9 protein-coding genes and 2 pseudogenes are annotated in these 14,908 nt (G+C 32.6%); 7 read left to right on the top strand and 4 right to left on the bottom strand.

The genetic code is table 11. From position 1 onward, the window contains the following. Window positions 1-99 precede the first annotated feature (99 nt). From recJ to EBF09_RS08365, 4 genes are read right to left on the bottom strand one after another with little or no spacing between them, the layout of a single operon-like run. Entirely contained in the window at window positions 100-1,677 is a 1,578-nt protein-coding gene (gene recJ, locus EBF09_RS08380; RefSeq protein ID WP_121764656.1) for a single-stranded-DNA-specific exonuclease RecJ, read from the bottom strand. Then, window positions 1,658-3,292 carry a CTP synthase gene (locus EBF09_RS08375; RefSeq protein ID WP_121764655.1) on the bottom strand — a complete coding sequence of 545 codons (1,635 nt, stop codon included), beginning with the start codon at window positions 3,290-3,292 and terminating at the stop codon, window positions 1,658-1,660. Before EBF09_RS08375 ends, recJ begins: the two co-directional genes overlap by 20 nt. Window positions 3,293-3,351: 59 nt before the next feature. After that, entirely contained in the window at window positions 3,352-5,190 is a 1,839-nt protein-coding gene (uvrC, locus tag EBF09_RS08370) for an excinuclease ABC subunit UvrC (protein WP_121764654.1), read from the bottom strand. After that, entirely contained in the window at window positions 5,169-5,612 is a 444-nt protein-coding gene (locus EBF09_RS08365; RefSeq protein WP_121764653.1) for a hypothetical protein, read from the bottom strand. The genes uvrC and EBF09_RS08365 overlap by 22 nt, the downstream gene beginning before the upstream one ends. Before the next feature lie 109 nt (window positions 5,613-5,721). On the opposite strand from EBF09_RS08365, the gene nadB reads away from it, so the two are divergent. From nadB to EBF09_RS08320, 7 genes and pseudogenes are all read left to right on the top strand, one after another. Continuing rightward, the gene (gene nadB, locus EBF09_RS08360; protein ID WP_121764652.1) at window positions 5,722-7,185 is read left to right on the top strand and encodes an L-aspartate oxidase; all 1,464 of its coding nucleotides are present in this window, start codon (window positions 5,722-5,724) and stop codon (window positions 7,183-7,185) included. After that, a complete protein-coding gene (locus tag EBF09_RS08355; protein WP_121764651.1) occupies window positions 7,185-8,438 on the top strand; it encodes an ArsB/NhaD family transporter in 1,254 nt (417 codons plus the stop codon). Before nadB ends, EBF09_RS08355 begins: the two co-directional genes overlap by 1 nt. 8 nt (window positions 8,439-8,446) lie before the next feature. Beyond that, entirely contained in the window at window positions 8,447-9,454 is a 1,008-nt protein-coding gene (locus tag EBF09_RS08350) for a GNAT family N-acetyltransferase (RefSeq protein WP_121764650.1), read from the top strand. 75 nt (window positions 9,455-9,529) lie between these two features. Continuing rightward, window positions 9,530-11,581 (top strand): annotated as a pseudogene (locus EBF09_RS09490) (GNAT family N-acetyltransferase); the annotation flags it as partial. Window positions 11,582-11,791: 210 nt separating this feature from the next. Continuing rightward, window positions 11,792-12,850: pseudogene (guaA, locus tag EBF09_RS09485) on the top strand (glutamine-hydrolyzing GMP synthase); the annotation flags it as partial. Between the two features lie 41 nt (window positions 12,851-12,891). Then, complete coding sequence (locus EBF09_RS08325; protein WP_121764649.1) at window positions 12,892-14,184, top strand: AIPR family protein; 1,293 nt, start codon at window positions 12,892-12,894, stop codon at window positions 14,182-14,184. A 14-nt stretch (window positions 14,185-14,198) separates the two neighbouring features. After that, window positions 14,199-14,603 carry a hypothetical protein gene (locus EBF09_RS08320; protein WP_332870717.1) on the top strand — a complete coding sequence of 135 codons (405 nt, stop codon included), beginning with the start codon at window positions 14,199-14,201 and terminating at the stop codon, window positions 14,601-14,603. The last annotated feature ends 305 nt before the right edge of the window (window positions 14,604-14,908 follow it).

Raw genomic sequence — 14,908 nt, 5'->3', positions numbered from 1 at the left:
TTGAGCGCAAGAAAATAATAATCTCCTTGGTTTTCTTGTGTTTTATATTCTTTTTAGATTTGCATTTGCTATGCTTGCAATGAAAAATAAATCCTAGATTTAAATTTTCATCTCTATTTTTTCAATTCTAAGCGAAGGTTCTTTGTTAAAATTATCCCAAGATAAACTTGCAATACATTCTATATTTTTACCCAAAAACTCCTCTTTAATCACATTAAAAAACATAATGCCTTTACAAGTTTCCCCCTCTTCTTCTAGCACCAAACTACTATGCAAATTTCCCTCGCCAAAATAACGCACACTCTTTAATCTAGCTTCTATTAAAAACTTTGGCTTTGGATTACCCTCTCCAAAGGGTTCAAAATCCTCTAAAATGCTCCATAATCCCCTACTAACTTCCCTTAAATGCAATCTCCCCATAACTTCATTTTGCTTTATTTCTATCTGATAAGGAACTTGCATAAGCGCGTTTTTAAAATCCATAAAATCTTTTACTTCTAAGCTAAGCCCTGCTGCTCCACTATGCCCCCCATAACCTTTTAAATATTCTTTACAAGTTTCTAAAATCCCTACACAATCTACCCCATAAGGAGCACGCATACTTCCCTTTAAAACCCCATCACTCTTGGTTAAAATAATAGCAGGTTTTAAAAACTCTTCACACATTCTAGCACTCACAATCCCCAAAACCCCTTCATGCCAAAAGGGATCATACAAACAAACAAAAGGCAAATGCACTTCATCGCTAAAATACTCACTTGCTTTTTTATAAATCTCTTCTTGCATTGCTTTTCTTTCTTTATTGAGCTCCACTAAAGAAAAAAGATTCTCATAAATTTTTGTGCTATCCTTTTGTGCTAAAAAATCATAAGCCTCCTTAGCATCCCTCATTCGCCCAGCACAATTCAAAAGAGGAGAAAGATAAAAAGCATAAGTTTCTGCATTTAGGCTATAATTTCTAAAATTCTCTTTTAAAACTTGCAAACTTAAACGCTTTGTATTTTTAAAAACTTCCAACCCTTTTTTAAAAAGCACACGATTAATCCCGCTAAGTGGCATCACATCGCTAATAATTGCCAAAGACAAAAAATCTAAAAATTGACTTAAATCTATATTTAACCCCATTTGTTGCTTTAATGCCGCACACAAATACCATGCCACATTTGCACCGCAAATCTCTTTTTGTGGAAAATTAGGTGATAATTTTGGATTTACAATCAGTGCATCGGGTAATTCATCTTTTGGGGTATGATGATCGGTGATTAAAAGCTCTATCCCTCTAGCCTTACACAAAGAAGCAGCACTAAGTGCAGAGATTCCATTATCCACAGTGATTATCATATCACATTCTAAACGCTCTACTATTTTTTCGCTAATGCCATATCCATCGCTAAAACGATTAGGAATAACTATGCTAATCTCATAAGGAATAAGAGCAAAAAACTCACTCACAATAGCACAAGAAACCACACCATCTACATCATAATCCCCCAAAATTACAATTTTTTTATTTTCTAAAATAGCTTTGTGAATCTTTTGTGCCATTTGCTCTAAATTATCTAGCGTATTTGGCTTTGGCAAGTCTTTGAGTGTTTGGATTTTTTCATTTGCAAAGCGAGATTTTAAAATCTCTAAAATCTCTTCTTTATTTAAGCTTTTAAGATTGTCTTTTTGCATCAATAGACTGCTTGATAAACTCTAAAATCACTAAATTAGGCGCTTGAAGTCTTGAAGTAAATTCTGGGTGAAACTGCACTCCTATAAACCAAGGATGATCTTTTAGCTCCACTGCTTCAATAAGTCCTTTTGATTCTCCACTGATTATCATTCCATTTTTTTCTAACTGTTCTTTATATTTTGGATTTGCTTCATAGCGGTGGCGGTGGCGTTCTTTAATAAGTTTTTGTCCTTTATAGGCTTTTTGGAGTTTAGAATCTTTTAGCGTATTGCACTCATATTCTCCAAGCCTCATTGTTCCACCCATAGGAGATTTATGGGTTCTAATTTGTTCTTTGCCATTTTGATCCATAAAATTTTCTATTAGATAAATTACAGGCTCTTTAGTTTGCGGTTCAAATTCCATAGAATTTGCCTCTTTAATCTTTAGCACATTTTGGCAAAATTCTAAAATTGCAAGTTGCATTCCAAGACAAATCCCCAAAAATGGAACTTTATTAACTCTTGCAAATTCTATTGCTTTCATTTTGCCTTTAATACCTCGCTCACCAAATCCACCCGGCACTAAGATTCCATTGACATATTTTAGTTGCTCTATTAGTTCCTCATTTTTTTCTAGCTCTTCACTATCAATCCATACGATATTTACTTTTGTATCTAGATTTGCTCCTGCGTGGATTAAAGCTTCAATAAGCGACTTATAGGATTCTTTTAAAGTGAGATATTTTCCTACAAATGCGATACTCACTTCACTTTGTGGAGCTAAAATCTGCTTTACTAAAATATCCCACTCTTTCATATCTGGCTTAAATTCTGGAAGCTTTAAAAATCTTTTAATAGGTGTTAAAATTCCTTCTTTTAAGAAATTAAGAGGCATTTGATAAATACTTTTTGCATCTTCTGCCATAATCACACAATCCCCATCTACATCACAACTCAAAGAAAGTTTGTTTTTTAAATCTTGTGGGATTTCCTTTTCTGTTCTTGCTACGATGATTTGAGGTGTGATACCAATTCTCCTTAGCTCTTGCACGCTATGCTGTGTGGGCTTTGTTTTTAGCTCTCCTGCTGCTCTAATAAGTGGGATTAGCGTTACATGGATACTAATTACCCTCTCCATTCCAAATTCATGCTTCATTTCTCGCATAGCTTCTAAGAAGGGTAAGCCCTCTATATCGCCTACCGTTCCACCAAGCTCCACTACTAAAATCTCTTTATCCTCTCCTGCTAACTTTATGCGTCTTTTAATCTCATCTACAATATGTGGCACAACTTGAATAGTTTTACCCAAATACCCACCTTTTCGCTCTCTATCAATGACGGATTGATAAACTTGTCCCGTGGTAAAATTGTTTTTAGAGGAAAAATTCATATTCAAAAAGCGTTCATAATGCCCTATATCTAAGTCTGTTTCAGCACCATCATGGGTTACAAAAACCTCTCCATGCTCTAGCGGACTCATAGTGCCCGGATCTACATTAATATAAGGATCAATCTTTAAAATCCCCACACGAAAACCAGAATGTTTTAAAAGTGTTGCAATAGAAGAGGAAGTTATCCCCTTTCCTAGTGAGCTTAGCACACCACCTGTTACAAAAATATATTTAGTATCCATAATTTTACCTCTAAATTTATAATAATTTTTGTTTATTGTAACAAATAGAAGCTAAATAACTATTTATCTTGCCTTTTAATTTCTTGTGCAATTTTAAAAGGCACAATCTTGCAAAGCTCCTCTAAAGACGCTTTTTGCACTGCTTCAAAACTTCCAAAATAAGCTAATAATTTCTTTTGTGTTGCATAAGAAATGCCTTTAATTTCTAAAAGTCTGCTTTTTTGCATGGTTTTTTGCTTTTGCTTTTGATGAAGAGTAATTGCAAAGCGGTGTGCTTCATCTCTTAATTTTTGCAAAAATTGCAATCTTTTATCGCTTGGCTTTAAGCTAAACTCTGCCTTGCCATCGCGTAAAATATCTTTTGCACTTCCTTTGGCTCTATGGGCTTTAAAATCAAGCTTTTCTTTTGCAATCCCCAAAACTTTCAAATTCACTCCTGCACTCTCCAAAAGACTTTTGGCTAGATTTATCTGCCCTAGCCCTCCATCAAGTAGCCATAAATTAGGAGGAGAATCTTTGCTAAAATCCTCAATCCTACGCATTAGCATTTCTTTCATCTGTGAATATTCATCGCTTCCATTTAAATGATAATGGCGATAAGATTCTTTATCCCAGCCATTTTCATACACAACCATTGCTCCCACGCACTCTTCTCCTTTGTGGTGTGAAGTATCAAAAACTTCAATGCGATAAGGACTTTCATCAAGACAAAAAAGTTCTGCTAAAGCCTCTATCACATCTTTTTCTTTATTTACATTTAATCTTAAAACTTCTTTTGCATTCTCTAACGCTAGCTCACACAGCTTTCTTTTTTCTCCATTTTTTGGCGTATGCAAAGAAATCTTTTTATCAAATAATATTTTTAGATGTGCTTCTAATTCTACAATTTTATCTTCATCTATACAATCGCTTAGCAAAATCTCTTTAGGCACTATGGGTAAGTCTTTATGATAATAGTTTAAAACACTTTTAGCATAAACCTCATCTTTTTCAAATCCAAAATTACTTTGGATAATATTCACACTGCTTGAGACGATTTTACCCGATCGCACGAAAAACTTCACAATCGCACCTCTTTTGCCCTCATCTACAAACGCAAACACATCTAAATCGCCTAAATTTACAAAATCCACACTACTTAGTGGATTAATGGATTTAATTTTGGCAATCCTATCACGCAAAACAATTGCTTCTTCAAAACGCATTTGGCTTGAGAGATTTAACATCTTTTCTTCTAATTGAGTAATGATCTTTTTAGGATTTTCCAAACTTTTTAAAGCTTCTTTTAATATTTTTGCATACTTCTCTTTATCCACCTTGCCTTCACATGGGGCTAAACAACGCTTAATCTGATAAAATAAACATGCTTTATTGCCCCTTTTGCAACTCTCTTTTTGCACAAGAGGATAAAGCTCATACAAACTATCCATTAAATCCCTACAACCCACAGAAAAAGGACCAAAATACTGCAAACCTTTAGCCTTTTTAAATACTTTTCTTGTTAAAACAATGCGTGGAAAATCCTCATTGAAATCCACACATAAATAAGGATAAGTCTTATCATCTCGTAATAAAATATTATATTTTGGCTTTAATTGCTTAATTAAAGAATTTTCCAAAATAAGTGCATCATGCTCATTTTCCACAACTAAATATCTAAGAGCACAAACTTGTGAGATCATTTGTGTAATTCTTAGGCTTAAATTAGGCGCAGGTGCTAAAGCTGGAGTGAATCTAAAATAGCTCTTAATTCTATTTTTAAGATTTTTTGCTTTGCCTACATATAAAAGCCTTCCAAATTCATCATAATAATGATAAACCCCACTCACTTTTGGAATATTTTTTAAAACTTCTAAAAGTTCTGAATTTAATGGTTTTAATTTCCTTTGTTCTTCCAAATATGCTCCCTAATGCGTTCAAATACAGCATAAATCTCTTCATTTTGTGCTAAATTTACAAAATCTCCTTTAGCAAGCTCACCATAAGTTTTAATGACTTCTTGTTTTACTTCCTTTGCCATTTTGTTAGTAACGAAGCTTTTTATTTCTTGTATTTCTAAAAGTTCTCCACTTACTTTTTGATAATTTTTTAATAGTGATTTTATAATTGTAAGTTTATAATTAAATTCAAGCTTAAATCCTTGGTGCTTTAAGACAAAAAACATAATATGATTTTTTGTATAAGTAAATAAAATACCTTGACGCAAACTAAAAGGCAATGCCAAAACAAAGCGATTCATAGCTTGTAAGCTTTTATATTTTGGAGTTTGAAAAAGATGCGACAATTCTTTAGAAGACAAAATTTGAGATACTTTTTTCATATGCTAATTATAGCACAAATTGCTTGTTTTAGCTTAAATGGTTGCGGTTTTAAAGACGATCCTTTTAACCCAAAGCAAAGCACACAAAATCCATAAAAAGAGTTTTTTGATGTTTTATGATGTAATTATCGTGGGGGCTGGGATTGCTGGGCTTTATGCTTCTTTAAATTTACCCAAAAACCTAAAAGTTTTAATCCTGTGTAAAGATCAGCCTTGGGAATGCAATACTTTCTATGCACAAGGAGGAATCGCAGTAGCCAAAGATAAAGAAGACATTTCTTTACACATTGATGATACACTAAAAGCGGGTGCTGGAATGTGTAATGTAGAGGCTGTAAAAGCCCTAAGCCATGAAAGTTTAGAAGTTTTGGAGGATTTAATTTCTAAAAACACCCCCTTTGATAAAGACAAACAAGGCAATTTACTCTTTACTAAAGAAGCCGCACATAGCACCTCTAGGATAATCCATGCAGGTGGGGATTGCACAGGAAGAGTTGTGCATAGCCACTTAATCTCACAAATCAACCACACACTTTGGAAAAATGCCACCGTTACAGAGCTTTTAATGGAGGGCAATTCTTGTTGTGGAGTAAGTGTGCTTACAAAAAGAGGAAATTATAATCTTTATGCTAAAAATGTAATTTTAGCAAGTGGGGGTATAGGAGCGCTTTTTAACTACCATACAAATGCCTATACTATTTCAGCAGAATTACATGGAATGATTTTAGAAAATGGTTTAGAGCTAAAAGATATGGAAATGCTACAATTCCACCCCACCGTATTTACCAAAACAAAACATGCTAGAAAAATGCTCCTTAGCGAAGCTTTAAGAGGTGAAGGGGCACATATTGTGGATTTTTGGGGAAAAAGGTTTTTATTTGATTATGATAGCTTAGGAGAGCTTGCCCCGCGTGATAAAGTGGCGCGTTCTATTTTTGATTATAAACTAGAATTAGCAAAAAATAGCAAGCTAACAGAAGAACAAAAAGAAGTCTATTTAGACTTAAGCCCTTTTAGTAAAGACTTTTTTTATGAGCGTTTTCCAAACATCGCTAGAAATCTTAGCGCACTTGGCTATGATTTACCCAAAGATAAAATCCCTATTTCTCCTGCTTTTCATTATTGTATGGGGGGGATTAAAACAAATCATTTAGGAAAAGTAGTGGGAGCAAATAATCTCTATGCTGTGGGTGAATGTGCTTGCACAGGGGTGCATGGGGCAAACCGCCTTGCTTCTAATTCTCTTTTAGAGGGTTTAGTCTTCTCGCGTCGTGCCTCAAGAGATATTTTAAATCAAAATTACCAACCCAAATGGCGTGAATTTCCCCTCCATTCACAAATCTTACAAAAAGAGCAAGATGAAAATCTAAAGACACTTTTAAGAAAAATTATGTGGGAAAAAGCAGGGATTATCCGCAAAAAAAGTGGCCTAAATGAAGCCTTAGGAGGCGTGGAAGTAATGCTAGAAAGCAATATCGGAAGACTTTTGAAACTGCGTTTGCTTGTAGCTAAAAATATCATAGAATCCGCACTCAAAAGGGAACAATCTGTGGGGGCACATTTTATACAATAATGGCATTACCTCTTTTTTTACTCACGCTTTTTTTGATTTATCTGCGTCCTTTTAAGATCCCGCTTTTTATCTCAAGCACTTTTTGTGCGCTCTTAGCATTTTTGACTAAAGTGGTAGATTTAGAAGATATTTTAAATGTTTGGAATATGGTGTGGGATAGCACTCTTGCACTTGTTGGGCTTATTTTATTTACTCTTAGTTTAAAAAAATTTGGATTTTTTGATTTTTTAGCCCATTATATTATTCTCTTCTCAACACATAAAAAAACGCTTCGTATCAAAACTTGGAAATTTTATCTTTTTGTCGTGCTTCTTGCTAGTTTTTTAAGTAGCTTTTTTGCAAATGATGGTGCGATTTTAATCCTAACCCCTCTTATTCTTATTCTTTTTGGCACAAATTCTAAACTGCTTATTATCTTTTTGTTGCTTGTGAGTTTTTTAAGCGATTTTGCCTCTAATATTTTCATATTTTCAAATCTTACAAACATCATCACAGCCAATGCCTACAAATTAGATTTTTTTGAATATTTATTTATTATGGCTTTACCACAAGTCTTTGCTATTTTTACTTTTACTTTACTCTTTTTTATGCTAAATAGAAAAAATCTTAATAAAGAGTTAGAGTTTAATCTAAAAAACAAATCCCTACCCACCCTCAATACTCTTCTTTTTTGTGTTTTTTTGATTGTTTTAATGTTGCTTGGCATTATGTTTTCACATCCTTTAGGGATTCCTATGAGCTTTTTTATGCTTTTTATTAGCTTGCTTGCAATTTTTTATGGTGCTTTTAAGAAGACTTTTAAAATCTTACCCCTTTTAAAAGAAGCCCCCTTTAGCATTGTGATTTTTAGTTTTGGGCTTTTTGTCGTGGTATATGGACTTTATAACAATGGTCTTATAGATTTTTTAGCAAATCTTATAGCAAATTTGCAAAGCTATCCTCTTTTTATTCAAACTTTACTTGTTGGCTTTAGCTCTGCTTTTGGCTCTAGCCTTATTAACAATCTTCCTATGGTGATGATTGGTGATCTAGCCTTAAAAGATTCTTCACAAATTTTAGTCTATGCACATCTTTTAGGTTGTAACATCGGCTCTAAGCTCACTCCTATTGGCTCTCTAGCTACTCTTTTATGGCTAGATGGACTTAAAAGAAATGGAGTAAAAATCCATCTTTTTACTTATTTATTTTTTGCTTTTATTTTAACGCTACCTACTTTATTCTTTGCACTTTACGGACTTTATCTCACCTTTTAAGGAAATTTATGCAAAATATTTTCTACACAACACTCACTAGCAAAACCAAAAAACTAAAAGCCCTTCTCTCTTTATGGGAAGAATCCGTTAGAAGTAGCCATACTTTTTTAAAAGAAAGTGATATTTCTAACCTAAAAAATGAAGTAGAAGAAGGGATTTTAGCTTGTGAAATCCTTTTAGTACAAAATAAAGAAGAGATTTTAGGCTTTATAGGTGTATTTAAAAACAAAATAGAAATGCTTTTTGTCGCTAAAAACCATTTTAAAAAAGGTATCGGCAAAAGGCTAATTTATGAAGCTTGTATGCGTTTTTTGCAAAACTATACAACAATAGAGCTAGATTGCAACACACAAAATACAAATGCGTTTATCTTTTATCAAAACTTAGGCTTTATAGAATTTGCACAAAGCCCAAAAGATTCTAAAGGGAGAGATTTTCCCATCACGCACTTTAGCGCTAAGCTTTCTTCTTTACTAAAATACACTTGCACCCCCATTTTAAGCACAAAAAGAACTAATTTACACTACCTAAACAAAAGAGATTTTAAAGCTTTACACTCTATTTTTAGCAAAATAGAAGTAATGTATGCATGGGGACATGGCTTTAGCACAGAGGATACACAAGATTGGCTAGAAAAAAGACTACAAAGCTACCAAAAAGATGGATTGGGATTTTATGCTCTTGTTTTAAAAGATACAAACACTCTAATAGGTACTGCAGGATTACAAAAAACAAAAATACAAGAAAAAGAAGTTATTGAAATAGGTTGGATTTTAGATAAACCTTATTGGAAGCAAGGTTATGGCATAGAAGTTGCCACAGAAATTAGAAATTATGCTTTTAATGTGCTAAATTTAAAAGAAATTTATTGCATCATTAAAGAAAATAATTTTGCTTCGCTTAATTTAGCAAATAAATTAGGATTTAAGAAAAAAAGCACTTTTATAAGACATTACCGCAATCAAGATATGCCACATCATCTTCTATTTTTAGAGAATAATCTTGTAAATTTTTAAAAGTTTTCTATGCTTTTTTAGTGTAAAATTGCAGAATTTTTATTTAAAATTTCTTATAAACTACAAGGTATCATTATGAATAAAGTCCAAATTTTAGTGCTAGATTTTGGAAGTCAATACACACAACTTATTGCAAGAAGATTGCGAGAATATGGCGTATATACAGAGATTGTCCCCTATTTTGAAAGCATAGATTCTATTAAGGCAAAAAATCCTAAAGGAATAATCTTAAGTGGTGGTCCTGCAAGCGTTTATGAAGAAGGTGCTTATAAGCCTGATGAAGCTATTTTTGAACTAGGTATTCCTGTGCTTGGAATTTGTTATGGTATGCAATATATTGCACATTATTTTGGAGGTAAAGTTATCAAAGCAGAAGCGCAAGAATTTGGAAAAGCAATTTTAGAGATACTAGAAGATGAGCCTGAAGATGATATTGTGCTTACAAAATTCCGCTATTGTGATTTTCCACAAATTGCTAAAGATATGCTAGATCTTTGGGAAGAATCTGTAAAAGAAGCCTATACATTCTTAGATAATGAAGATTATGAAAATATTAAACAAATGATCTACGAAGAGCTAAAAAGCAATGAAACAATCATCGTAGCAAGCAATAAAGAAGATACTATGGGCTTTATTAGCGGCAAAGAAGATGTTTTAAGGCTTCTTTTTATTGCACCAAAGTATAGGTTTTGTCGCGTAGGAAGCAAACTACTCTCTTATGCACTAGAAAATTATGTAGATAAATACGATTATATTTATTCTAATTGTTTTTTTGATAATATGCAAGGATTAGGCTTCTTTAAAAAGCTTGGCTTTAAAGCAATCAATATAGAAAATATGCCCATTAAAAACAAAGCCTATCCAGTAGTCAATCTAAGAGCTGAAGTCAAATATCTCAAGGAATATTTTACTGCTAATGCACAAAAGCACAAAAAAGCTCCTATTTTACGCTCTCCTGAAGTAATTATTAGAGAACTAGAGTATAAAGACCTAGAAAATATTAAAATCTCCTTGCAAGATAATGATGAGGTAGGCTCTTGGAGATTTAATTTTGATTTTACAAATCCTAATACACAAGAATGGCTAAATTTACAACAAGAAAATTACAAACATTTTGGCTTTGGAATGTGGGCTTTAGAAACTCTTGATGGAAATTTCATAGGACAAATTGGATTAAACATTCAAGAAATTACTGATGGTAAAAAAGGCATAGAAGTAGCCTGTCTAATCAAAAAGGAATACTGGGGAGCTTCCTATTGTTATGAGGGATTACGCTTATGCATACGCTATGCTATTCACAATCTCCATTGCCACAAAATTTATGCAACATTAAGGCATGATGATCGTGGTGCTATTGATAGAGCTAAAATTTTTGAAATGCCTTGTATTGGTAGCATTTCCAAAGAATTTGACAACACAAAAATTCCTCATTCTGTATTTTGCCTCACCACTAAACACGAACGCAAAGAATTCTTCATAGAAACACAACATACAATTATAAGAGAATTAATGCTAGAAGATTCTCCTATGATTCAAAATTTCTTTGAAAATCAAGATATCATAGGAGCCGCAAATAAAACAATCGATAAAAACAATTTAGATGCTTGGATTTCTGAAGAAATTAATAATTATTATAATTTTGGCTGTGGTTTTTGGGCTGTCTTTGATAAAACACAAGATCAGTTTATGGGACTTCTTGGATTACACTTTACCAAAGTTGCAGAAGCGAATATCATTTTAAACCAAAAAGCTTTTGAAAAAGGCTATGGAGAAGAATTAGCAGAGGCACTTAAAAACTATGCTCTAAAAACATACAATATGCGAGAAATCCACTCTGTATGCTACTCTGATACAAAAGAGGCTAAAGATTTAGCCAAAACTATTGGAAACATTGAAGTAAAACAAGATTTAAGCAAAGATATTATGCATTCTTATCTTTATAAATCCCATAAGAAAAATATTAAATCTGTGCTATTAAATGGCATTAAGCAAAATTCTATCGTATGGATGAGCCATGCTGATAAAGTAGAAGAAATCCCGCAAGACTTTATTGAACTTGCAAAGAGTGGCAACACACATTATTGCGCGATTGCAAATTTAGAGCGCCATATTTATGCAATGCAATTTCACCCTGAAGTCGTGCATAGCGAATGCGGAGGGGAAATCCTAAAGAATTTCGCAGTACATATTTGCAAAAGTGAAACCGATTGGAATATGAAATATTTTGCAGAAAACGAGATTAAAAAACTTAAAGAAATCGTGCTAGGTGAAAAAGATTTAGATTTGCAGAATGCTATGTCTTTAGGCAATTTTAGTGGTTTTGGAGCGAATAGCGAAGGAAGTTTAGCAAAACCCAAAACAGCAACACAAGAAGATTCTAAGATTTTTGATGAGAAATTGGGGTTGTGCAGTGCAGAGCAAGGAGATAAGACTAGAGCGTCTATCGACGCTGCGACAAACAAACTCCACAATTTATCGCAAAAAGCTGAATCTTCCAAAGTTTTATGTGCTGTGAGTGGTGGGGTGGATTCTAGCGTTGTTGCCACACTTCTTTATCGTGCTATTGGGGAGAATCTTATCCCTGTATTTGTAGATACGGGGCTTTTGAGGGCAGGAGAGAGAGAAGCAGTGGAGGCAATGTTTAGAGAAAACTTAGGCGTGCCACTTATCACCGTAGATGCAAGTGAGATTTTCTTAGGCAAACTAAAGGGCGTAACCGATCCAGAAGTGAAGCGAAAAATCATTGGCGAAACCTTTATAGAAGTCTTTGAAGCGGAAGCTAAAAAACACAATACAAATGGAGAGATAAAATTCCTCGCTCAAGGCACACTCTATCCAGATGTCATCGAATCTGTAAGTGTAAAAGGACCTAGCAAGACGATAAAAAGCCACCACAATGTAGGGGGCTTACCTGATTGGATGAAATTTGAACTTATTGAACCATTAAGAGAGCTTTTTAAAGATGAAGTAAGGGCATTAGGAAGAGAGCTAGGAATGCCTGAATCTATGCTTATGCGTCATCCTTTCCCAGGGCCAGGCTTAGCAATACGCATTATGGGAGAGGTGAATAAGCAGGATTTAGACTTGCTAAGGGCTTGTGATTCTATATTTATTGAAGAGCTTCATAAACACAATCTATACAATAAAGTATGGCAGGCATTTTGTGTGCTTCTAAATGTCAAAAGTGTGGGCGTGATGGGCGATAACCGCACTTATGATAATACTATTTGTGTGCGTGCAGTAGAGGCACTAGATGGTATGACAGCAACTTTCTCTCACCTCCCACATAGCTTCTTAGAGGGCGTGGCAAATAGAATCATTAATGAAGTAGAAGGGATTAACCGCGTGGTGTATGATATAACCTCTAAACCACCAGGCACGATTGAGTGGGAGTAGAATGGTTAAAATATTTTTTTATTCATATAGGAGACAAAAAGATGATTGAAAGTCCTAATTATCAGAATTTTAGTGTTGTTAATTCATATGTGCAAAGAATTGCTAACGAATTAAAAGAAAAATACGACAAAGAAATAGAAAGCGGTATATCATTTATTTTCTTTATATTGGAATATTTTTTTAATCTCCAAGAAGATGAAGCTAAGGAAGCCATAACTGATACTTCATGCCTTAAATTATTAGAACAAACTTCATATGATGATAATGGAGTTGATGCCATATTTATAGATGAAGAAAATAAAGTAGTTAATATTGTTAATTGTAAATATGGGGTTAATTTTGATAAAATAAATAAAAATTTTCCCTCAAATGAATTAGACAAAATTTATTCATTTATAGATAGTTTATTTCACAAGGATACTAACAGTATTAAAAATGAAGTACTAAAAATAAAATGCAAAGAAATATTCTTCTTGCAAGAATTGGGAAATATATTGCATTTCAATATATTTTTTATTAGTAATTATTCTAGTGGTATTATCGAGCACAAATTAAACATTTTTAAAAATAAGATATTCGAACGCGGAATAAGTAAATATATAACTATTAATAATGTTTCTTTAAAGAATTTGGTAGATAAAATAATTAATCCAAGCTATCAAATCAATGCGCAAATTAAAAGCATTGCTGGAAACTTCTTCGAAAAGAGTGAGGGTGGAAATAGGGCTCTTATTATGGAGTTATATGCTAAGGATATCGTAAGAATCGTAAGTAACAATGAAAGTCTCAGAAACAATATCAATGCTACAATAAAGGATATTAGAGAAACAAAAATTGAAGAAGTAGCTTTTAACGATAATGTCCGCATTTATCTACATCAAAGAACAAATGTGAATAAATCTATCAAACAAACTGCTGAGGATGAAGTGGAATCTGTAAATTTTTTCTTTTACAATAATGGTATAACAATTATATGTGATAATATTGAATATCAAGGCAGAAAAGATGTTTCAATAATTCTTAAAAACATACAGATTGTTAATGGTGGTCAAACTATACACTCCTTAAAAGAAGCACTTGATTCAAGTGATATTGTAGATGATGTATCATTATTATGTAAAATTTACCAAGTTAATAATAACAACAATTTAAAAGCAAAAATTGCACAATACACAAATAATCAAAATCCAATAAGAGGTAGAGATATACGTTCTATAGATGATATACAAATTAAACTTGAAAAAGAATTTGAAAATCTGGGATATTATTATGAACGCAAAAAAATCAATATAGGGATAAGCCAAGAAGCAGAAGACTTGATAGCGAAAAAATAGGTCAAATTTTATTAGTGTATGATTTAGGTAAACCAGCAGAAGCAAAAAGTAAAAAGAGTATGATTTTTGATACTGAATACAATAATATTTTTAATAATATAAGCGCAGAAAATATACTTTACAAGTATAAAATATATCTATACATAGAGAATAAAAAGGAAGAACTATCAAATACATATTCATTCTTAAAATATGCAACTTATTACCTTTTATACTTTAGTGCAACCTATATCAACAACAATAATTTAAAATTAAGTGACATAAATCACGAAGAGGTTTATAATTTTGCATTTAAGATTATACAGGAAATTGTTGAAAAAGAGAAGAAAAACCAAGGTGATAATTTTTTAGAAAATGTTTTATTTAAAGGCAATATACCAAAAAAATACATATCTGAGCTGGATTTGGAATTAAAATGATTTTAACAAATATATTAATTAGATTCTCTATGCAAAAAACACTTTTAAACAATTTTATCATTGATGTTTTAGAAAGTCATCATACCACTTGCCTTTATGGAATTTAGGAAAGTGGTGTAAAAATAGAATCAGAAAAGATAGACAGTATTGGCGAGCCTCGGTAAATATTCACGCATTTCTTTATATTGGATATATCTGCAAAAAATAAAATGTCGTATTTTTACGACTTTTTATCTTTCTTCATACCTTAAACTTAAACATTTTATTTTGCGATTAGTTTAAATAAAAATCTTTATTTTGATTTA

Origin of the sequence: Helicobacter burdigaliensis (genome assembly GCF_003670295.1) — a bacterium.
GTDB lineage: Bacteria > Campylobacterota > Campylobacteria > Campylobacterales > Helicobacteraceae > Helicobacter_D > Helicobacter_D burdigaliensis.
This window is presented reverse-complemented; position numbering and strand designations above follow the sequence as displayed.